This window comes from Desulfitibacter alkalitolerans DSM 16504, assembly GCF_000620305.1.
Lineage (GTDB): Bacteria > Bacillota > DSM-16504 > Desulfitibacterales > Desulfitibacteraceae > Desulfitibacter > Desulfitibacter alkalitolerans.
In genome coordinates this window covers 160,658-182,179 of the sequence record NZ_KK211101.1, presented here as the reverse complement: position 1 = coordinate 182,179, position 21,522 = coordinate 160,658, and the positions used below count along the sequence as shown (strand labels likewise).

Annotated in this window: 19 protein-coding genes and 2 tRNA genes; 1 reads left to right on the top strand and 20 read right to left on the bottom strand. The window is 38.6% G+C overall.

Going from position 1 to position 21,522, the window contains the following annotated elements:
* Positions 1-27 precede the first annotated feature (27 nt).
* The 13 genes from K364_RS0112635 to K364_RS0112575 form a co-directional block, all read right to left on the bottom strand.
* A complete protein-coding gene (locus K364_RS0112635) occupies positions 28-267 on the bottom strand; it encodes a hypothetical protein (protein ID WP_028308324.1) in 240 nt (79 codons plus the stop codon).
* 21 nt (positions 268-288) lie between these two features.
* Positions 289-1,542: a DNA polymerase Y family protein gene (locus tag K364_RS0112630; protein WP_028308323.1), complete on the bottom strand. Its 1,254-nt coding sequence runs from the start codon at positions 1,540-1,542 to the stop codon at positions 289-291.
* Between the two features lie 218 nt (positions 1,543-1,760).
* A tRNA-Leu gene (locus K364_RS0112625) sits at positions 1,761-1,847 on the bottom strand.
* Between the two features lie 80 nt (positions 1,848-1,927).
* Entirely contained in the window at positions 1,928-2,692 is a 765-nt protein-coding gene (locus K364_RS0112620) for a copper transporter (RefSeq protein ID WP_028308322.1), read from the bottom strand.
* Between the two features lie 108 nt (positions 2,693-2,800).
* Complete coding sequence (locus K364_RS0112615; RefSeq protein ID WP_035269242.1) at positions 2,801-3,847, bottom strand: nicotinate phosphoribosyltransferase; 1,047 nt, start codon at positions 3,845-3,847, stop codon at positions 2,801-2,803.
* 100 nt (positions 3,848-3,947) lie between these two features.
* Positions 3,948-4,496: a lytic transglycosylase domain-containing protein gene (locus tag K364_RS0112610; protein WP_028308320.1), complete on the bottom strand. Its 549-nt coding sequence runs from the start codon at positions 4,494-4,496 to the stop codon at positions 3,948-3,950.
* A gap of 29 nt (positions 4,497-4,525) precedes the next feature.
* Positions 4,526-5,146 carry a dephospho-CoA kinase gene (coaE, locus tag K364_RS0112605; RefSeq protein WP_028308319.1) on the bottom strand — a complete coding sequence of 207 codons (621 nt, stop codon included), beginning with the start codon at positions 5,144-5,146 and terminating at the stop codon, positions 4,526-4,528.
* 8 nt (positions 5,147-5,154) lie between these two features.
* Positions 5,155-5,799, bottom strand: a complete 645-nt coding sequence (gene ytaF / locus K364_RS0112600; protein WP_028308318.1) for a sporulation membrane protein YtaF — start codon at positions 5,797-5,799, stop codon at positions 5,155-5,157.
* A gap of 83 nt (positions 5,800-5,882) precedes the next feature.
* Positions 5,883-6,710 carry a DNA-formamidopyrimidine glycosylase gene (mutM, locus tag K364_RS0112595; protein ID WP_028308317.1) on the bottom strand — a complete coding sequence of 276 codons (828 nt, stop codon included), beginning with the start codon at positions 6,708-6,710 and terminating at the stop codon, positions 5,883-5,885.
* A gap of 18 nt (positions 6,711-6,728) precedes the next feature.
* Positions 6,729-9,314, bottom strand: a complete 2,586-nt coding sequence (gene polA, locus K364_RS0112590) for a DNA polymerase I (protein WP_028308316.1) — start codon at positions 9,312-9,314, stop codon at positions 6,729-6,731.
* Between the two features lie 109 nt (positions 9,315-9,423).
* Positions 9,424-10,449, bottom strand: a complete 1,026-nt coding sequence (locus K364_RS0112585; protein WP_028308315.1) for a zf-HC2 domain-containing protein — start codon at positions 10,447-10,449, stop codon at positions 9,424-9,426.
* A 15-nt stretch (positions 10,450-10,464) separates the two neighbouring features.
* The gene (locus tag K364_RS0112580) at positions 10,465-11,064 is read right to left on the bottom strand and encodes an RNA polymerase sigma factor (protein ID WP_242841701.1); all 600 of its coding nucleotides are present in this window, start codon (positions 11,062-11,064) and stop codon (positions 10,465-10,467) included.
* 308 nt (positions 11,065-11,372) lie between these two features.
* Positions 11,373-11,882: a hypothetical protein gene (locus K364_RS0112575; RefSeq protein ID WP_028308313.1), complete on the bottom strand. Its 510-nt coding sequence runs from the start codon at positions 11,880-11,882 to the stop codon at positions 11,373-11,375.
* Between the two features lie 87 nt (positions 11,883-11,969).
* On the opposite strand from K364_RS0112575, the gene K364_RS0112570 reads away from it, so the two are divergent.
* A tRNA-Leu gene (locus tag K364_RS0112570) sits at positions 11,970-12,056 on the top strand.
* A gap of 130 nt (positions 12,057-12,186) precedes the next feature.
* On the opposite strand, the gene K364_RS24000 is transcribed toward K364_RS0112570, so the two are convergent.
* From K364_RS24000 to K364_RS0112525, 7 genes are all read right to left on the bottom strand, one after another.
* Positions 12,187-13,320 (bottom strand): S8 family peptidase, encoded by a 1,134-nt coding sequence (locus K364_RS24000; RefSeq protein ID WP_051534045.1) that lies wholly within the window; start codon positions 13,318-13,320, stop codon positions 12,187-12,189.
* Between the two features lie 166 nt (positions 13,321-13,486).
* On the bottom strand, positions 13,487-15,241 hold the full coding sequence (locus tag K364_RS0112560) for a methyl-accepting chemotaxis protein (protein WP_028308312.1): 1,755 nt from the start codon (positions 15,239-15,241) through the stop codon (positions 13,487-13,489).
* A 280-nt stretch (positions 15,242-15,521) separates the two neighbouring features.
* Positions 15,522-16,700, bottom strand: a complete 1,179-nt coding sequence (gene grdD, locus K364_RS0112555; protein WP_422857225.1) for a glycine/sarcosine/betaine reductase complex component C subunit alpha — start codon at positions 16,698-16,700, stop codon at positions 15,522-15,524.
* Positions 16,701-16,779: 79 nt separating this feature from the next.
* Complete coding sequence (gene grdC / locus K364_RS0112550; protein WP_028308310.1) at positions 16,780-18,312, bottom strand: glycine/sarcosine/betaine reductase complex component C subunit beta; 1,533 nt, start codon at positions 18,310-18,312, stop codon at positions 16,780-16,782.
* Positions 18,313-18,390: 78 nt separating this feature from the next.
* Positions 18,391-19,698 carry a glycine reductase complex selenoprotein B gene (gene grdB, locus K364_RS0112540; protein WP_084295839.1) on the bottom strand — a complete coding sequence of 436 codons (1,308 nt, stop codon included), beginning with the start codon at positions 19,696-19,698 and terminating at the stop codon, positions 18,391-18,393.
* 29 nt (positions 19,699-19,727) lie between these two features.
* Positions 19,728-20,189, bottom strand: a complete 462-nt coding sequence (grdA, locus tag K364_RS0112535) for a glycine/sarcosine/betaine reductase complex selenoprotein A (protein WP_084295837.1) — start codon at positions 20,187-20,189, stop codon at positions 19,728-19,730.
* Positions 20,190-20,231: 42 nt separating this feature from the next.
* Positions 20,232-21,518: a glycine/sarcosine/betaine reductase component B subunit gene (locus K364_RS0112525; RefSeq protein WP_028308305.1), complete on the bottom strand. Its 1,287-nt coding sequence runs from the start codon at positions 21,516-21,518 to the stop codon at positions 20,232-20,234.
* Between the last annotated feature and the right edge of the window lie 4 nt (positions 21,519-21,522).

Sequence of the window (21,522 nt, the reverse complement as noted above, 5' to 3'; positions counted from 1 at the left end):
AGTGAGGTTTTATTTGAAATAGCATATTTAATAGAACAAGTACCATTTAAGACTTTCTATTTCATATTTTAATTGATATGTAAAACGTGTATGGTTATTTACATGTAAACATGTAAATACCACCCTTTTGTTTCCTGCAATATTTTCCACTTCCACCTTTAATATCTTTTGCACAGCTACCAACTGATCATCATATTTAAATCTCAGAGGTTTAATTTTACCATTGGCTAAATATAACCCTAAAACATCTACAAGTAAATTTTTCATTCACTCACCTCCCCTGCATTCTTATAGCATACTGCTCATTGGAGGATATTCATCTTCCGGATAACCGCCATTTAAACACCTTAAACCACTGTTAATAAAACTTGCAGAAAAAATAGAATTGCTGCCATATCTATCCCTTAATTCATCTATAGTTCGATCTAATGCTTTTAGTTTTTCTCTTCTAGGATTATCAAAAAAGGTTAGTTGATAACTGTATTCGTCATAAAGCTCTGAAGTTCTTACTCCCAAATGCCTTAAAGGTTCCTTCTTCCATAATTCATCTAATAACCTTTCATAAATTTCCATAATTTCAGAAGTAATGTTTGTTGGCACAGGATATTTAATTTGATGAGAATAATACATAAAACCGGATGTGCGTAGGCCCAAAGAAAATACCCTGCCCATTTTACCTGCCTCTCGCATTCGATTTGCCATGGTTTCAACCAGGGAGCGAATAAAAAGTACAACCTCTTGCCTGGTTGTTAAATCTTTTGATGATGTGGATGAGTTACCTATGCCCTTCATTTCAAAGCGCTGACCCATTCTAACTGGTGAATTGTCTATCCCATTGGCATAACCATGGATAAGCAACCCATGTGATTTTAATTTTTCATAGATTAATTGAGGATCAGATGCAGCTAATTGGCCAATGTTCTTAATGTTTAAATCATTGAGCTTCTTTTTTGTTTTGGAACCAACCATAAACAGATCTTCCACCGGTAAAGGCCACATCTTCACTTTTATTTCATTGGGAAACAGGGTAGTGACAGCATCAGGCTTTTTCAAATCTGAAGCCATTTTACTTAATATTTTGTTTGAAGAAATCCCCACACTTACTGTAAAGCCAAGCTCTTTTTTAATTGTCTCTTTAAGTTCAATTGCTCTAGTATAATAATAGCCAAAGTTTTTGTCCATATTTGTATAATCCATCCAGGCTTCATCAATAGAAAATTGTTCAACAACTGGTGCAAACCTTTTTAATATTTCAGTTAACGCTTTACTTGCCTTGATATATAATTTGTAGTTTGGAGGAATTACAAGCAAGCCAGGGCATTTTAATCTGGCGTTCCAAAGGCTTTCTCCTGTTTTTATCCCGGCCTTTTTTGCCAGGTTGGATTTTGCCAGTACTATGCCATGCCGGGTTTCTTCATTGCCTCCTATTACAGATGGAATGGTACGAATATCTAGCGTTTCTCCACATTGCAAACGATAAGCAGCCTCCATTGCCAAAAATGCAAAGTTAATATCTACATGCATTATAATCCTATCCTCCATCTTTTAAACCGCCCTCCAAAACATATGTTCTGTTTCAATTATACCACGTACATATGTTCTGGTAAATGGCCTGCAGCATGTAAATATAAACCAATCTTTCCAATAATTCTGAAGGATATGGAAAGATCCGTGCAATAAAAAAATCCTGCATGTATTTGATGATAAAATTACAATCACCAATTTGGCAAGACCTTAATTTATAAGGATTTTATTTATAATGGTGCGAGAGGCGGGACTTGAACCCGCACGCCCTAATGAACACATGCCCCTCAAACATGCCTGTCTGCCGATTCCAGCACTCTCGCATTACTCAAAAGGTATTATAACAGATTATTTTTAGCATGTAAATGATAAAAAACCATTGATGAAGAACCATTGATAAAACTTATTGCTCCAAAAGCTGAATTAGCTTGACCTTGCCTATAAATGTATCAAGATCTTCAACTGTAGGTATTCCTAAAGCTTTGTAAGTAGGAATATAACTCAATTTCACATTTTTGGGCTGAACGCCAATAATTGGTATCTCTAATTTCATAATTTCCTTTACCAGGGGCATATCCAAAAGTTTTGCATAATCTATACTTGTATTTATGGTATGGCCTCCAATGATTAATAGATAGTCAACAGGGCCTGCCATACTGCCATTAACAAATTTTGATCCAATCAATTCTCCTGACGTTTGTTCCTGCCCAAGAGATACAAAGACCCCCGCAATAATAGCTATAATATCAGGCACTATATTTTCACTTTGCTTATTGAAAAAAAACTCTTTTGTAATCCGTACCTGGTGTACCTTTTCTACTCCAGCTTCCATTAGCACTCCAATAAACTCTTCTGGGTTAAAGTCTGGGTTTGTAATAATAAGCCCAACACTTTTTCTAGCTAACTTGTTTTGGGCTAGTACCGGAAAAATTTCCTTTCCTAATTCGTCATATGCATTTAAGCTTTCTTGAAGGCTTATCACACTTGCTTTTAAAGAACGATTATCATCCCGCAGCTTATCAAATTCCTTTTCAAGGCGGACAATTAATTGCTCCTGCTCTTTAATTAAAATACCATCACTTATCACAGTACTTCCAATAAATATTCCAAGTCCCAAAGCAAGAAAAAGGGCAGCAACTGTAGCTATATGATATCTTAAATCAATCATTTCATCCCCCATTTCAGGGTTAATCATATTAACTCTAGTTTTTGCCCTGTATAAAATCATATACTAAATAATTAAATGCACTTTTAACCATTTAATCATATTATTCCTTTATAATATTCTTTCGATTCCTTCTACTGCAGTTCTTCCAGGTATTCTTCCTCTTTTGGCCGCAGGCTTTCCATTAATTTCTTTAATATCCATGGTCATGTCAATTGGCGGTCTGCCTGAAATGTAGCTTCCTACACCAAAAGCGTCGGCTCCAGCCTCAATGTGTTTTTCTATTCTTTCTGGAGTCAGTCCTCCTGAAACAAAAATCTTCACATGCTGAAAGCCTGCTTGATCTAATCGTGCACGTACTTCTCTTATAAGCTCGGGTCTTACGCCTCCACGCTCACTAGGTGTGTCAAGTCTAATGCCATAAAGCTTTTCCTTTAAGGCACCGGCAACTCTTAAGGCCTCCTCAGCCTCGTCTTTAAAAGTGTCAACCAACATCAAGCGTAATGCGTCCTCTGGCATATGCTTGTCGTAAGCTTGAGCCGCTTTCACTGTATCTCCAACAATCAAAAAAAGCGTATGGGGAGCCGTTCCAACTGGTTCAACACCAAAAAGCTTGGCACCTAAAATACAGCTGGCACCACTGGCACCTCCAATAAGGGCAGCCCTATCCATAACAGGAGCTACACTGGGGTGAACATGTCTTGCACCAAAGGAAAAAAAAGGTTTTTCTTTTACAATTTGCTTGATTTCGTGGGCAGCTGTTGCCCACCCACTAGAATGTGCAAGTATTCCCAAGAGGGCAGTCTCATGTATTCCAAATTCGCCATAGGCTCCTTCTATTCTCATAACCACATCTTTAGCTTTAAAGGCATGTCCTTCTTTTAAAGCCCAAACCTTAATGTTTTTCCCACTAAGAAGGTTTTTAACCTCTTCAATGCCTGCCAAAACTCCATCTCTCCTGGGGAATACCTCAGCTGTAACTGTTGTTTCTAACAGGCCCTGTTTCTTAAGTATTTCATTGGTTCTTATGAAATATATGTCCGAAACTGCTCCATTGGCTATTTCCTCGTGCTGAGCTGAAAAAAAAGGCCTATCCTTTTCTATTTTTAATTTTTTCACCTGCTCCAGGGAATTTACTTCATTTCTTTCCAAAGCCATCACTCCGTTCACTAAACAAAATATCTGCAACCATATAGGCCAGGTTTATTTATATCAGGTTATTTTTCGTTAAACTTTTCTAAAAACCTCTTTTTAACAACTATTTTCCATAAAGTTTTTGGTACACTTTATATGCAGCATTAACTCTCCTTACATAGTCTCTAGTTTCTTTAAATGGTATTTTATCTATATCCCTTTCATCACCCTGCCATACACCTGTGTCTATCCATTTTTTTACATTGCCTCTTCCTCCATTATAGGCTGCAAGGACAAGGTTGGTGTTATTGTCAAATTCATTCCTTAAATTGGCCAAATACCAGCAGCCGAGCCTAATATTATAATCAGGTTCATAAAGCTTTTGTACATCATAGGGTACATTTATCTGCTGACTTACCCACTCTGCTGTTTCCGGCATTAACTGCATCAATCCCTTTGCTCCTTTTACAGATTCAGCCATGGTATCAAATTTGCTCTCGACCCTGATTATTGAGGCCACAAAAAGAGGGTCAAGGTCATACTGATTAGAATAAAATTCTATAGCTTCCCGGTGATAATAGGGAAACCACAACCTAAGACCAATTGGTACTAATGCATATAGAAATATTATTGAAATAAAAATTAAAAATAAGAGCTTTTTTATAAATCCCAAGTATCAGTTCATTCCCCTCACTACATTTTCTAATCCTTCTCCTTTACCTCTACTCCAATTGCTAAAATATTATTCCATAAAGTTTTTAGGTAGGATCTTAATTTATTAATAGTCAACTGGCCATCTATGATTATGTCTGCCTTTGGGATTTTCTCCTCCAAGGACATCTGGGATTCTATTCTTTTTAATGCTTGTCCCCTTGACAGACCATCTCTCTTAATTAGCCTGCTTATTTGGGTTTCAACTTCAACAGCTACCAGCCACACCTCATCTACCATGGTATCCATTCCCGTTTCTATGAGCAGGGGAACCTCGAGGATTACTGCCTTTTCACCAGCTTGTTTGTAATGCTCAAGTATTTTTTGACATTCTTCTATAATTCTTGGATGTATAATGGAGTTTAACATCTGCCTTTTTGTTGGATCATTAAAGATTAAATTCCCCAGCCATTGCCTATTTAAACTGCCATCAGCAAGCAAAGCATCCTCACCAAATGCTTTGCGTATGTCGCGCCAGGCAGGCTGTCCAGGCTCTACCACGTCTCTGGCAACCTTATCTGCATCAATTATAGTAGCCCCAAATTCAGCAAGAATTGAGGCTACTGTGGATTTTCCACTGGCAATTCCACCTGTAAGACCTATTACCTTCATACTGCCTCCTAAAACTGTGATATTCCTAACATGATCAAAATTACACCTGGCAGCAGGGAGCCGGTTATTCCTAAACTGCTTATGCAGCTCCTTTGACCAAGCCACAAGCCTGTTGAGACTAATACAAACTTAAAAATTCCTACAAATATAGGTACCAAAAACATTTGATAGCCCGCCACTGCAGCTCCAAAGCCTGCTCCCAGGGCATCCATTGCAAGGGCAAAACCTAAAAACAAGGCTTCTTTAGAGTTAATATTCCCAGATCTATCAAAGTCAGCCTCTTCAGGCTCCTTTAATATTTGAATTACAATGCCAAGCCCCGGTATTCTAAAACGCATTAAACAAGGATCCTTTTTCTCTTTAATATTAGGTTCATTAACTTTTTTCCACTTTGACCAGGCCTCAAAAATAATCCAAAAGCCAACTGCTATTAATATAAAAGCACCTAATCTACCAGCAGTCTCAGGTGTGAATAAAGACGCCACAAGGGTGCCAAAATACATGGATATGGTTATGGCTGCAGCAGATGTTATGCAAATTACCAGGAGTGGTATTAAAGAAATACGGATACTCCTCATGCCATATGCCAGACCCACACCAAATCCATCAACACTAACTGCCAATGAGAACAAGATGACAGATAATATTTCCAAGACTTTCGCCTCCCGTGTCTACATTATGATAATTACATCATATGCTTCGGAAGGCTAGAGGTGCATGTATGGGAAAAATTAATCTAGTTCTGGCATCCAGGGCAAAAATGACTGCTTCTGCCAGCTATCTTTTCCTTTTTAATGTGGCATTGACAGCGATTGCAGGTTTGATCAGTTCTTTGATAGACTTTTAGGTAGTTTTGATGGTCACCCTTTTCCCCTTCACCATCCACATAGTCCCTAAAACTAGTTCCCCTATGACAAATGGCTTCCTTAATTATTTTGACAATACTGTGATACAGTCTGTATATTTCATCTTCTGTAAGTGTGTTTACCCTTCTATCGGGGAGTATCCTTGATTCAAATAAGACCTCATCTGCATAGATATTCCCTAAACCAGCTACCACATCTTGATCCAGAAGAACCTGCTTAATTTTTTTTGTTTTTTTGTTTAGTCTTTCCTTCAAGAACTCCACAGTAAAGTTCTCTGATAAAGGTTCAGGGCCAAGGACAGCCAGGCCCTTAATAGTTTCTAACTCGTCTTCTTTTAAGAGGTAAATGGTTCCAAATTGTCTAATATCCACAAACCGCAAATGATAGTTATTGCTAACCTGAAATATTAAATGGGTATGCTTTGTTACATCTTCATATTGGGCAACATACAATAATCGTCCGGTCATGCGCAAATGGATTACTATAACGTATCCATCTGATAAGCATAATAAAAGATATTTCCCTCTTCTGTCCAGTCTTTCTATCTTCTTGCCAATAACTTGTTCCTTGAAACTGTCTATATTAGCAGGTTCCTTAACAACCTTCTCCAGGTATACATCAACGCCAATTATAGTCAAGCCACTTATTTTTTCTTCAAGGCTCCTTCTTATTGTTTCAACTTCCGGTAATTCAGGCAATTTACTTCCACCACCTTATTATTCTATGCTCTTTAAATCATACCAGTTCAAACCATATTTTGCATCTACAGTTAAGGGTACTTCAAGCTCATAAGCATTTTCCATAAGCTTTACTATTGAAGCAGCGGCCTCTTTATATATTGTTTTCGGGCATTCAAAGATAAGCTCATCATGTACCTGTAAAAGCATTTCAATGGGAAGGCCCTGTTCATTAATGAATTCATGACATTTGATCATGGCTATTTTAATAATATCAGCAGCACTCCCCTGAATTGGCGTGTTCATTGCAGTCCTTTCCCCAAAAGCCCTAACCATTTTATTGGGGCTAAAAATATCTGGCAGGTATCTTCTTCTATTGAGAAGGGTGGTTACATAACCATTTTCTCTAGCCTTTGCAATAGTATCATTAATATATGTATGTACACCCTGGTATCGTTTAAAATACTCTTCAATATACATTTTTGCTTCCTTACGAGTTATTCCCAGGTCACGCGAAAGCCCAAAATCACTAATTCCATATACGATGCCAAAATTAACTGCCTTGGCACTTCTTCTCATCTGGGATGTTACACTTTCCATAGGAACTCCAAAAACCTCAGCAGCTGTTCTTGTATGAATATCCTGACCCTTTTTAAATGCATCCATGAGGTTTTCATCCCTGGATAAGTGGGCTAATATCCTCAATTCAATCTGGGAATAATCTGCTGCAATAAGTACATTACCCTTTTTAGATGGAACAAATGCCTTTCTTAACACTCTTCCTTCCTCAAGCCGGATGGGAATATTCTGCAGGTTAGGTTCTACGCTGCTTAATCTCCCTGTTGCTGTTATTGTCTGCTTGAAGGTGGTGTGTATTTTCCCTGTTCTTTCATTAATAATCTCCTTTAGACCTTCAATATATGTACCCTTGAGCTTTGTAAGCTGTCGATACTCCAGGAGCTTTTCTCCAATGGGATGGGTAATCTGCTCTAATACCTCTGCATTAGTGGAATATCCTGTTTTTGTTTTCTTCCCCCCTGGCAGGTCCATTTTTTCAAAAAGTATAGTACCAAGCTGCTTTGGGGAGTTAATATTAAATTCTTCACCAGCCAGGGTGAAAATGTCTTTAGTAAGCTGCTCTAACTTTTGTTCTAATTTTCGTCCCATTTCCTCAAGAACATTTTTCTCAACAGTAACGCCTGCTAATTCCATATCAGCCAATATGGTTATAAGGGGGAGTTCTATATTAAGGTACAGATCGTATAAATTATTTTCTACTAGTTGTTCCTTAAGTTTTATAAAAAGCTCCAGAAGGGCAGCTGCTTTTTCTATGGCATTATAAATGGGATCACTGCCCTCAGCCAGGGCTGAGTTTAAGTATTCCAGAGCCAATTCCTCTATCCCATAACTTGAACGGGCAGGGTTTAAAAGATAGGCTGCAATTTGAATATCCTGTGCTCTTTTTACTGGTATGCCTTGAAACTTAAAATATTTGTACAAATCTTTAAAGTCATGGACTATAAGATCTATTTGGGGATGGTTTTGCAGAAACTCAATAAATTCCTTTTCGTGGGAGGATTCAAAGCTGGCTGCCAGGCCTGCCTGTACCATTACGGCAGACGCAAACTGAGGGTCTGTTTTGTCTCCGCACAATTCTAAAATAAGTGAAACTGACTTCTTCTGATTGTAGTTGCTAATAAACTCTTTGACCGAAAGCCTTTGTGTAAGGCTCTCACTAATGTCGGGCTCCATTTCTTCAAGGAATTTACCAACCAGACTGTTAAACTCCAGCTCTTTAAATAAGCTTAGTAATTGCTTGTAGTTAGGTTTTTGGTACAAACACTCCTGTATGTTTATGGCCATGGGAACACAGCATTCAATAATAGCAAGCTCTTTACTTAAAAAAGCCTTGTCCATATTTTCAAGCAAATTGGCTTTTAGCTTATCTCCTTTAATTTGATCAATATTGTCATAAATTCCCTCAATGGTTCCAAATTGTTTTAAAAGCTTTAAGGCTGTCTTTTCACCCACAGAGGGCACACCTGGTATATTATCAGATTGATCACCCATTAGTCCCTTTAAATCAGCCATTTGCCGTGGTGTTAGCTCATACATTTCTTTAAGCTTAGCCAAGTCTATATACTCTGTTTGGCTTATTCCTTTTTTTGTTAGAAGGACCCTGGTTTTTTCTGATATGAGCTGAAGGGTATCCTTGTCTCCACTAACTATAATATTTGTCAGTCCATCTTTTTCGCCAAGCCTGGCAAAGGTTCCAATAATATCATCCGCCTCATAGTTGTCCAATTCAAAAAAGGCAATGTTTAATGCTTCTAGGATTTTTTGAACAAGGGGAAACTGGGGCTTAAGCTCAGGAGGAGTGGCTTTCCTATGACCCTTATACTCCTTAAATGTTTCATTTCTGAAGGTGATTTTCCCTTTATCAAAGGCAACTGCAATGTATTTTGGTTTTTCCTCATGAATAATCTTTAAAATCATGTTTGTAAAACCATAAACAGCATTGGTAAATACACCCTCCCTGTTGGTGAGGATAGGCAGGGCATAAAAAGCTCTATGTACCAGGCTGCTTCCATCTATTATTAAAAATTTATCACTCAAGTATTTCACCTCTTTTGTATTATTCCCTTATCATCTGTAACAATAATTATTGGCTTATATCTAACATATAAAAATTCGGTAGCTGCTGGAATAATTCCTGCTGTACCGAATAAAACAATTACTTTTCTATAACCCTTATTTCATACATGACTATATTTGCTATCTCTAAAGTACCAATGTTGTCAATCTGCCATTGAATGCTTTCCAGATCTTTTTGCAGCTTTAGCTTCTGCTCGTAGCCATACGACTTTTCATTCATATCGTTCAAGAGCTTTTCTTTCTCAATTTCTAATCTGTTAAATTCCTCTATACAATCTGTGTTATAGGAATTTTCCATCTCAATTACACCTAGTTCTCCAAGACTATCAATAAGCTGTGTTTGATCTTTTTCTGACCAGGTCAATATTATTGCTTCCTGTTTATATTTTTGCACCATTGCTGTACTACCTAGCATGCTTTTAATATATTCTAGAGAAGCATCTAAATCTGTCACAGTTAAAGATAATGCTTCCTTATATATCTTTACATCTTGCAGGGTCCCATCATCCTTAACACATGCTTCCACATCTAGCTTTCTGCTTCCATTGGTGCTGTACATTCTGATTTCTTTGGTTTGATCATCCTTTAGTTGATCATCTGTAGTTCCTTCCTGTATTAAAGCAGGAGCTTGTTTATCACCATAACCACTTATGGTTTTATCCTCTGCCTCAACTCCTTCAAAAGCACCCTCTGTGGTACCCTCCTTGGCCATCATGCCTACCTCTTCAGACTTTGAATCAGACTTGGGAGCTGAGCCCATAAAAATTGTATTGCTCAGCAAGTTAGATATACCAACGGCTCCAACAATGATAAATATTACTGCCGCCGTTGCACCCAAAGAAACCCATCTATTTTTTATTGAAGAAAGCCATGGTTTTGGCGGACTCTCATTTCTGACCTTGGCCATTATAGACCTTTTTAAATCTTCAGGGGGCTCTATTGGCTCCAGAGTATTAAATAGGCTTAGTACTGTTTTTAATTCTTCATATTCTTTTTGACATTCCTCACAGCTGCTAAGATGCTCTTTTATCCTGTTGCTCTCTTCAGTTGTTGTTTCTTCATCAATATACATTGACAGTAATTCCTGTATATGCTCACAATTCATCTGGCTCCCCCCTTTCTACTTTGTTTGACGTAGTTCAACCTTTAATTGTTCCCCAGCTACGATAATTCTATCCTTTAAAATTTTTCTTGCTCTATTTAGTCTGGATTTTACTGTACCAATTGAACAATTTAAAACATTTGCTATCTCTTCATAAGACAACTGCTGCATCTCCCGCAACACTATAATCTCTTTATATTCCTGCTGCAGATCATTAATCAAAGACTGAATAAATTCAGATAGTTCTTTACTCTCATAAGCCTCATCAGGACCCCTGGAATTGGCTGTCAATTGCTTTTCCATATCTCCATCATTACCATGTACAGGTTCATCAATTGAAACCTCCTGGAATTTTCTGCCTTTTCTTAAATAGTCCCTACATACATTGGCTGTAATATGATAAATCCATGTTTTAAATGAAGAATCCTGTCTAAAGTTTTTAATGCCTCTATATGCCTTTAAAAATGCTTCCTGTGAAAGATCATAGGCATCATCCCGGCTTCCTGTATACCGATAGGCTATATTGTAAACTTGTTTTTGATATCGCTCAACTAATATTTCAAAGGATTCAGTCTTTCCTTCTTTTATTTGTTGTACTATTATATTATCTGGAACCATTATCTCCCCCCCAAAGACCCCGTTTGATACTTCCAAAACCGTATTTCACTCTTATCTTATCCATGGTCTTACAAATAATTTCCTTGTTCATGTCACCAGCTTTCTTGCTTGCTTGAAGCTAATGCAATTATACCTGTAAAATCTTTATCTGAAAATATTTTACTTAAGCTTTCTAATCAAACTCAGATTTGCTTAAATTATAAAAGGGTTTAAAGATCATTTCACATCTTTAAACCCTCTATACCTTCGCAATGGAACTGACCTTTTCCTGCTAGTAACGGTTAAACAATTTACGATACTACTTGGTATTAATTAGAAACTATTCCTTGTATACCCTGAAGGTTATAGAATACCTTTACTTCATCACCTTGATTTAATGAATTCCATATCAGCTCATCAACATAATAGGCACCTGAAATCTTTTCTGAACCTACCATCAGGGCATATCCCGCCGCATCTTGAACCTTATTGGTTACAAAACCAACAGTATCATAGCTTGGTCCAGAATATGCTACTTTTCCATAAACATCCCCTGGCAAATTAGCACTTATAATACTGTTCAAAGTAATCACAGTCTCAACAACATCCCCAGGCTGCAATTGCTGCCACAAGACCGGACTAACCCTTACCATACCTGAAATAATTGATGTTCCAACTAAAACATACTCTTCGTTTGGTTTATCTAAAATAGTACCCATAATATAATAAACATCTATAGGCAAATTCTCCTCCTGACCTCCCCCAAAAAAAGGCAAGCTGCATCCAGTACTGAAAAGCAGTATTAAGATTAAAAGTAATGCTATTCTCAATGGTTTCACTTTATCTAGCCTCCAGGGTATTTATTCTATATTGACACCATTCTAAATCCATGTTAATATAGCTAATGCAGTTGCAAATTAATATAGGCCGAAGTGGCGGAACTGGCAGACGCACTGGACTCAAAATCCAGCGTTGGCAACAACGTATCGGTTCGACTCCGATCTTCGGCACCATTTAATAATTTAAGCCCTTAAGGGCTTTTTTTCTCACCCTTTGTCACATGCGAAGTTGAAATTACTTACTGTTCTATATATTTATCGGCATAAATAGTACAGACTTTATGCCCATTTTTTAAAGCCCAGGCTATACCTTTTTTACTCTTTCTACAGCCTTATTCGCTCTTACAAGCCCAGAGCCCTGCTGATTCGGTGTTAATTCTCGTAATTTTTCTACAGAGCTTGCTAGAATATTTCCTGTCTGAAAAGGCCTCAATCTTGAGTTAATTTGCAGCATTAGAGCCGCCACGCCTGAAACATGGGCTGTTGCCATTGATGTTCCGCTCATATATCCATATGTTCCGCCCCTTGTTGATGATAGTATTCCACTACCCGGCGCCATTAAATTGAGTTCCTTTCCACCATTGCTATAGGGGGCACGAGTATTGGTTGATGTGATTGCACCAACAGCTATAGTTTCTCTATAAGCTGCCGGGAAATCTATTCGTTCATCAAAACCATCGTTTCCAACTGCTGCAACCATTACAATACCAGCATGATATACCTTCTTTACTGCCCTTGTAAATGCCTCACTGTACAAACTTGTTCCCAGGCTCATGTTTATAACTTGCATATCATTTTCAATACACCAGTGTAATCCATCTATAAGGTCTGTAAGGGTACCCCTGCCCCTGCTATCTAAAACCTTAACAGGAATCAGGTATACATTTGGAGATATTCCCACTACACCATAACCATTATCTGCAGCTCCAATTGTTCCTGCCACATGGGTTCCATGTCCATTATCGTCATCGGGGACTACATAAGGGTTAATTATATTAATCCCCCTTTTTAGATTGTTTCTCAAGTCAGGATGCCCTATTTCAATCCCTGTATCCAACACAGCCACTTTAACAAATCTTCCTGTTGAAATATTCCAGATAGTGTTTGCTCCAATTTTCTGCGCACCCTGAGGAATTACTTGTCTTTCATACCCCCAGTTTTGTGTTGGGTTCCACCAGCTTCTTTGCCTTGTTTTGCTTTTCTCAGCCGGTTTGGGTAATGAAATTGTTATATCATTTTCAATTTTATCAATATTGGGGTCAACCTCCAATACTTTAAAACTATCTTCCCTTGGCATGAAACATGAAACGCCATTAATGATTGGATGAATCTTTACATGTATTGCCCCAAATTTTGCTTCTAGATCTTTAGCATGTTCTTTAAGCTTTGAAATTGAAGCTGACTTGTACAAAATAATTACTCTTTTTTTGCTTAACATTAATGTCACACCCCTTTAGTGTGTGCCTTCTGGCACTGCCATCTGTCTGGATGTTACATTTTATGTATTTATTTGTAAAATGTTCTTATATTGGTTCTGATTTACTAAACAAAAAGGCCCATTGAAGGATTTAACCTACACTAGGCCTTAATGTTAGCTAGAAACTCTACGATTTAAACTGGGCACATGCTTGCTGCAGTTCATCAGCCAAGTCGTCTAATTCTTTCGCATACCTTGCAACCTCTTGGATTGCAAATGATTGCTCTTGGGTCGACGCAGAGACCTGTTGTATACTTGCAGCATTTTCTTGAGCAATTGCAGAGAGGTTTTGTATGGTGTCCATTATTGTTGCCTTATTATCAAACATTTCCTTGCCAGATCTATTTAGTTCAGCAATGAGTTTTTTAGTCTTTCCTATAGCAACTGCAATGTTTCTAAATTTTTCTTCTGTAACGCGGACACTCTTTTCCTGATTTCTGGCAATTTCAGTATTTTTTTCCATTAGGGATACAGCGTTATGTGAATTGCTTTGCAGCTCTGCAACAACCAGGTCTATTTCTCTGGTAGAAAGGCTGGATTGTTCAGATAGCTTTCTTATTTCTTCAGCAACTACTGCAAAACCTCTGCCAGCTTCTCCTGCACGAGCTGCTTCTATGGCAGCATTAAGGGCAAGAAGATTGGTTTGTTCGGAGATAGATTGTATGGTTTTACTTGCGGCATTAATCTTCCCTGCACTCCCATTGGTCTTAAGAATTCCTTCATAAACCTTATGGGTATATTCATCTCTTTCCCTGGTTTTTTCCAGCAGATCCTTTATAGACTCACTACCCTCATTTTCCATCTGTTCAACTAGACTAGCTGACTTATTCAACTCTAATAAATGCATCTGGTTCTTTTCAATATATTCACCTAGTCGCTCTATATCACCTGATCCTTTTTCTGTATGTCTAGCTTGTTCACTTGCTGCAGCAGCTAACCCTTCCATGGTTTTTGCAACCTCTTCAATGGACAAAGCAGTTTCTTTGGATGTAGACATGAACTTGCTGGATGCATCTGATAAATAGTTTACAGATTTTAATAAATAATTAAGTATTTCTCCCTGGTTATTGTTAGCAGCACAGATTGTTTTTCCTAAGAGACCGTATTCATCCTTTCTAGAACATAGCTTTTCCTTGATCTGCTCTGTGCTAGCATTGCTGTATTTTGTTTCATAAAATACAATATCACTTTGTATCTCTTTAATGTTTTTCAATTCAATATCAATACCAACCATCCCCATAAATTTATTGTCAATAATAATAGGGATAGCAACAGTAGTTAATAGTACCTTTTTACCCTCAAGATCATATTCATAAGGCTCAGTTATTAATGGTTTTTTATTTTTCTTGGGAAGCTGATACCACATTTCATCATCAATATTTGGCAAAAACATTTTATGCACACAGTCATCCTGCCAGTAATAGTACGGAGCAAACCTTCCCTGGTCATCATGCCCGTCTACATTGGCAAAACTGCTGTCTTTCCCATCAAAAGCATTTGGTTCCCATAAAACTGATATGCCAATGAATTCTCTATTTTTTTCAACAATTTCTTTATGGATTTTATAAACAGCATCCCTACTGGCATTTCCATTGGTTTTCATTTGTTTAAGAATATGGGCGAGATCCTTTCCTACTTCAACACCCTTTTTCAGCACAATGTAATCTCCTACTGATCCCCTCTTTAAGTACTCAATTGAAATATCTATAAGTTCTTTGCTCTTATAGCTTTCTATAAAACTAACAATTACAACCCCAATAGCTCCAATGAGCAGTATCATTTCAAAATAACCAAAATCCATGTACAGCAGGGAGATTATGATTAGAAGAATGGGAATTGAATACTTGATTAATAAATTACTTTTTAATAACATATTTTTCATTGTACCCCTCCATGGTTTAATATTTGGCAGGCTCCTATTCTAATTTTGCCTTAACCAAGTCTAATTGGACTCAATTTGGCCTTTTAGAAACCATAAATAACCATATTGCAAATATTATACCAGGGCATCTTGGAAGAAATTATTAAAATTTTTTACTTTTCAGACAAATTTTAATTTATTTTTGACTCATTGAGCTAGAAATGACTTATAAGCAAAAAATCCTATTAGGAATTTGTCGTAAATCTACTAATAGGATTAGTAATGGTTTTATTTGATTTTTTTATATAAATTTGGCTTCTTTTAAGAGTTGAACAGCCTTCTCCTTATCCTCTTCAGCAACCTGTACAATGGGACCTGTACAACCCATGCCCGTAGCTGCATAGATGCCGTTTTTCCAGAGCAGTTGGGCTGCATTATCTAATTCCAAAATCTCTATCCCTGGTATTTCCTCAGTGACCACCTTGGCAGGAGGTGGTGTAATCTCCTGACCAGTATTAGATTCTTTGGCAGCATTACAGGTGTTTTCCATTGAACCAAGAAGTTCATTTAAGCCGGCTTTCTTAGCATTGGAAAGCAAGCTATCTGCTTCTTTTAGAAGGTTTCCCTGTGCCAGCTCACCAGCATACTTTATTGCATTTGCAACTACTGGAGCTCCAGATGCCCTTGAGAGGATGCAGATGATTCTATCATATTTTTCTCCTATACCTGGACCATATCCGTAACCAATTGCCTCATAATTTCCACCAGTTAAAAAAGCAGAAAGCATCTTCATAAGTACATTGCCAGTCAAGCTGTCTGTTACCAGAATATCAGGAACACCCAGGAGAAGGTCATTACCACGCATCACCACTCCACCATCACTTCTGGCAGATTCAGTAAATTCAATGGGAAAACCATTATCCTTTAACTGCCTTAACACCCTTTCTACATGTCTGGCTCCATCTACATTTAATATTCCTACAGTTGGTTTAATATTACCACATGCCCTTGCAGCGGCCATTCCATAAACAGCATTTTTGACCATTGCCGACACACGTTCAGTAGCAGATGTGCCTGTGGTTGCTGCTATATACATCTCCTTGCCCCTGCCTGGGGTTATTACTCTTCCCACTGTTGAAACTCCTATGGGGAAATTATAATGCATTGTTACTGCAGCATTTAGTTCACCACTGCAAAGCATTTTACCCATTTTTTCATGGGCTTCTTTTTCATCTTCTGCAGGAATTGTCTCTAAATTTGTCTGTACTCCACTGCCTATAACAACAACTTCCAGGCTAGGATTTTCCTTCTGGGCTTTTTCAGCACCAGCCAATATTTCTTCCCTGCCCAGTTCACTTCCAAGTATTGTAACGCCCACCCTTGTTTTAACACCCAAAGTACCTGTTTCAAGGGCATTGGCAAGCTCTTCAAAAATGTTACCTATTGTATGTTTAATTGCCTCATTGTCCAAAAAATTCACCTCCTATCAATGTAACCCTATGGCCCTGTATATTTTTTTCAAAAATACTCAAAGGAACCATCCTCTTGGCTTACTTGGCTTATCTAAGTGAGTCTGCTAGACTTCTCAGGGCACTGGCTATCATCTTACGAACCTCTTCTTTGTCCACCCCGGTTTCCTTGATACCTGAATTCTTTTCAATGACAAAGGAGATACCATCAAAAAGATTTGTTAGGCGTCCCAGGAATAAGCTCCCCTTGCCAATAATCATCACCCTGTTTATACTGCCTTCCAAGATCAAGTCTCTAGCAAAGCCAATAAATGGTATCCCTGAAGGGATATGTCCCTGGGTTGGAGCAAAGCCCGGCATTCCAAAGCGATCCACTTGATTATCAATCTCTGTTCTGTCAAACTCACCTTTTTTAACACCTAACGCTGCTATCATCTTGTAATTTGCCCTGGGAACATCGCCAGCTCCAGCAGGTTCGGTAATCTCAGGATTCTGCATTTCCACAGAAAATTTATCAAAATCAGCCAGGGTCCAGCCCATCTTTTCCATGGGGTCAAAAACAATTGCCTGATTCAGCGCCTGGGGTGACGCTCCTGAGCCAATTTTATGACGGCCCACAGCATCGGTACGAATAACTGGACTTATACCATCATTCTCACAAACATGGATTGCAAAGGCTCCAAGAACATCTTCAAGTATCGGCATGTCCTTGGCAACGTGGTCTTTGCCATTCATTCCAAGCTTGGCAGCTGCTCCACCTGCCAGGACAACAACATTTTTAAATATTCCTGATTGTACCAGGGCAGCAGCTTCTATCATCCCATGGGCAGGGGCTGCACAAAAACCCCGGGTGTCAGAACCTGTTGCATTAACACAACCGCAGATTTCCCCAATAGCCTTGGCAAAGTTTCCTCCGCCCCTTTGATTCATATCCCCGCAGGCTTCTTCTGAGGTTTCTATAATATAGTCAATGGAAGCAGGTTCCAAAGAAGTTTTAGCAAAAAGCAGTTTTAGAGCTATGACAGCAGACGCTTTGGCCGCAAGGTTTTCAAACATAATATGTGCTGTTAAGGCCGGGTCACTTTCATGGGCCTTTTTAACACAACCTACTAATTTGCCTTCTTGATATAGTCCTTCTGCCCTATGAACATTAACAAGTTTTTCTATTTCATCAATTTCAGCTGGGTTCCTGTCTAATTTGCTGTTGTCTTTTATATCACCAAATATCGGATGTTCCATTATCTTTTCTTTTACAGCAGATTGAAAGGCCTTTTCCAGGTATACAAGGTCAAAGGCATCCACTACTTTAATAAGACCTATAAAAACATCTTGTGGAACAATTTCGCCGTATTTTCCATCTTTTGCTGCACCATTAATTAAGTTTTTATACCAGGGTCTCTCTATTTTGTTTAATTCAGTTGGCAATATATTTCCTATATAAGCCTGATTTGGTGGATAGTTAACTGCATCTTGGAAGCTTCTTAAATGCTGCGGCAATTTTGAAAGGTACTCAGAATTGGGATTTTTTTTTCTCTCGGCTGTTTGCGTGGTTCCTTGATGTATAACCATGTCTGGAGCATGCACCAGAGCATAGCTTGCTCCCTTTATTACAGGATAATTCATATTTATAATTCACCTCCATATTATGTTTTTGGGTAATGGGTTTTTAAGCCCATTACCCATTAGCTTTAGCATTTATATTTACTCAAAAACCTTTTGTCCTTCCACTTCTGTTTGTAAAGCAGTTAGAGCTTTTTTCACCAGTCTTTTACGAAGTTCTCTTTCATCCCCACTGGATAAAGTAGGATCTCCTAAGGGATGAGGGATGGCCACAGCTGGTACAATTCTATTAGCACCAACTGTTAGCGAAATTGGGACTACTGTACATACATGAACTACTGGAATTCCTGCTCTCTCAATTTCCTTTACCATGGTTGCACCGCAACGCGTACAGGTTCCTCAGGTAGAGGTTAAGATAACAGCTTGCACTTTAGCTGCAGTTAATTCTTTAGCTATTTCTGCTGCAAAAGCCCTGGAATTGGCAACTGATGTGCCATTTCCAACTGTTGAATAATAGTAGCCATGTAATTCTCCAATTGCTCCTTCCCTTTCTAATTCCCTTAAAACATCTACTGGCAGAACCCTGTCTGCATCTTGATTAGCATATACTGGGTCGTAACCCCCGTGGGCTGTTTCACTATTTTGTGGATGAAGGTCACTTATCCCATCCAGGTCATATTTACCATATTTTGATGCACTGGAGGATTCAATGCGATCTGGATTGCCTTTGGGCACTATTCCTCCTGAAGTAACAAGGGCTATCTTTGCATTAGCCATGTCTCTTACTGGACTATTAGGTTCTACCCTATCAAATACTGGCATGGGATACTCAGTTACAAACTCTTCTCCCTTAATTTTCTTTACCAGCATATCCACAGCCCTTTTGGAGCCCCTATCTGCTGCAAAAAAGTTTTTCCTAATGCCCCTTGGAATATAGCCTTCTTCTTCAGGCAAGCCAATTTCCTGTCCCCTGGCAAGCTTAAGAACAAGATTAGCCATGGCTGGTATTGCTTTTTTCATGCCAGCAGCTGAATCACTGGTTTCAACTATATAAGCGTAACTCTTGTAAATCTCAACACCAGGGTTTTCTGGATGCATGCCAGAAACAACTGGTATTTTTAGTTTTTCTGATACCATCTTTGCTACAGCACCACAGGCCACTCCGTATCTGCCAGCATTAAAAGCTGGTCCTGCTACAACTATGTCGGGAGAGAAGCCCCTTATTAACTCTAGAACTTGTTCACCAGCTGTTTCCAGGTTCTCACCAAAATATGAATCACCGCATATCACCGTGCCAACTATTTCAACTTCTCCGCCCAGTGCAACATTTAAAGCCATACCAGGTCCAACATAACCTTCTCTTGCTTCAGGTTTAAAACCAGCCTTATCTTCACCGCCAATTTGGCCAAAGAACTGGTTCAGATAATGAACTACTCTAATTTTGCTCATCTAATCACCCCTTTTTTGGGTAGGCGTTCCTATTTGCAGAACTGTTCTCTAATATTTTTAACCTCTTGGACAATGCTATCTACATCCAGAACCATTTCCATCATACTTATATGCTCATCATATACTGCTGGGTCTATTTGATTTTTAATTTCCTCTTCAAAGATATGGTAAGCTTTGAGTCCCAACTGAACTCCAGCTAAAGGACCTGCAAAGGTTGGATCTCCGTTGGCTACAGTTTCAGCAGCTAATCCGGATGCTTCTGCTTCTGCACCACCTAAAATAACTACTAAATTTTCTGCACCGTACTTTTCGCTAAGATCCATAATCCTCTGTTGGTTTTCCAGGTCCATAGCACCTGCTGCAGTTCAAACAAAGCATTCTGTGGTAGAAAAAACCACTTCGCCGCCAGCACTTTTTATACATTCATCAATGGCTGGCCCGGGAATTCCATCCCTATCACCCAGGACAATAATTTTTTTATCCTTAAGCATTTTTATCCTCCTTTTCTTTTTGTAAGTTATATATTATTTGAATTAATACCCTCTAGCAGTTAACTTCCAAAAACCTAATTCATTGGTTGCACCAATTATGGCCTGGATTTCAACAGTAATACCACCATTTTTATTCAAGCTGCCTGCAAAGCCACCGGCAATAACATCAACTGGATCTGTATAACCAATTACCTTTTCCATTGGCGGCAGCTCAATGATCTCATTGGCATTTCCTGCCGTAACCACAGCATTACCTGCAGGTGTGGAATCAGCCAGTGATTGGGATGCTCCGTCTCTGCCTGCATACTCATCTGTTACCAATACAGTTTTAATACCCTTTTCTTCAATTTTATTGCAGTTCATCACAAGGTCCGCATCTGGATTTCCAAAGCCTTCCTCAGAAATAATAACTGCATCGGCTCCTAAAAACTCAACTAGCTTGGCTGTCATGCTTGATGAGCGCTCTTTGTCAGCCAGAGTAACGTTTTCATTGGTAATAACAACTCCAATAAAATTAAAATCCTTGCCATGCCTTTCATAAAGGTCACGAATCAATGGGTTGTTCTGATGAACATAAGTAGGGTTCTTATCACATGCTGATACACAGTTCCCACTAACTATAGCTCCATCCATGACCTCAGTTGGATAGATAATTGTTGGAATGATCCTCTTTGCATCTACTCCATAAACGTAGGTATCATGAAGCAAACCCTGACTCTGGAGCATATATACATAAGCCACCTTTGGCAGATTGGGATACTGGGCTAGCTGATCCTTTAATGGCAGTGTTTCATAAACCTCAATTTCATCCGGTTCTATTGCTTTAGCAACTTCCCCAAGATAAGCAGCTGCTCTAAAGCCAGCCATTCGGACTGCAGCCTCGTGTTCATGCTGACTAAGGCCTTCAACTGGATTACATAATACTACTATATTGAAGGTAGTTGAAAAGGGAGTATATTCTGCCCCTGGTCCTGACATGTCAATAATACCTTCCTGGAAGCCTACTATCTTTCCACAGGTAACAACAGCTGCACCTTTTAATACATGTGTCCTGCCATTGCCAACTGTCTCAACATTGCTTATAAAACCAGGAAACATTCTTCCAGAACCAGACACCTTCACCCTTGGTTCTATAACATCTTTTACAGGTACAATCCGCGTTTTGTCTCCAGGTTTTGCCAGTTCAATCTGAACATCTGCAATTCTATCATCACTTCCAGCTATCTTCGCCAGTTCCTGGCTGTTCACATATAAAACTCCATCTTTAACCTCTGTCTTGTCAGCTAGCTCTATGTTATTAATAAAAATGTTGCCTACTTCCAAACGCAATTCC

Bases quoted from the DNA above. Each gene is read 5' to 3' on its own strand.
- K364_RS0112635 (WP_028308324.1), bottom strand. From the start codon at position 267: ATGAAAAATTTACTTGTAGATGTTTTAGGGTTATATTTAGCCAATGGT.
- K364_RS0112630 (WP_028308323.1), bottom strand. From the start codon at position 1,542: ATGGAGGATAGGATTATAATGCATGTAGATATTAACTTTGCATTTTTG.
- K364_RS0112620 (WP_028308322.1), bottom strand. From the start codon at position 2,692: ATGATTGATTTAAGATATCATATAGCTACAGTTGCTGCCCTTTTTCTT.
- K364_RS0112615 (WP_035269242.1), bottom strand. From the start codon at position 3,847: ATGGCTTTGGAAAGAAATGAAGTAAATTCCCTGGAGCAGGTGAAAAAA.
- coaE (WP_028308319.1), bottom strand. From the start codon at position 5,146: ATGAAGGTAATAGGTCTTACAGGTGGAATTGCCAGTGGAAAATCCACA.
- K364_RS0112585 (WP_028308315.1), bottom strand. From the start codon at position 10,449: ATGAATTGTGAGCATATACAGGAATTACTGTCAATGTATATTGATGAA.
- K364_RS0112580 (WP_242841701.1), bottom strand. From the start codon at position 11,064: ATGGTTCCAGATAATATAATAGTACAACAAATAAAAGAAGGAAAGACT.
- K364_RS24000 (WP_051534045.1), bottom strand. From the start codon at position 13,320: ATGTTAAGCAAAAAAAGAGTAATTATTTTGTACAAGTCAGCTTCAATT.
- K364_RS0112560 (WP_028308312.1), bottom strand. From the start codon at position 15,241: ATGAAAAATATGTTATTAAAAAGTAATTTATTAATCAAGTATTCAATT.
- grdC (WP_028308310.1), bottom strand. From the start codon at position 18,312: ATGAATTATCCTGTAATAAAGGGAGCAAGCTATGCTCTGGTGCATGCT.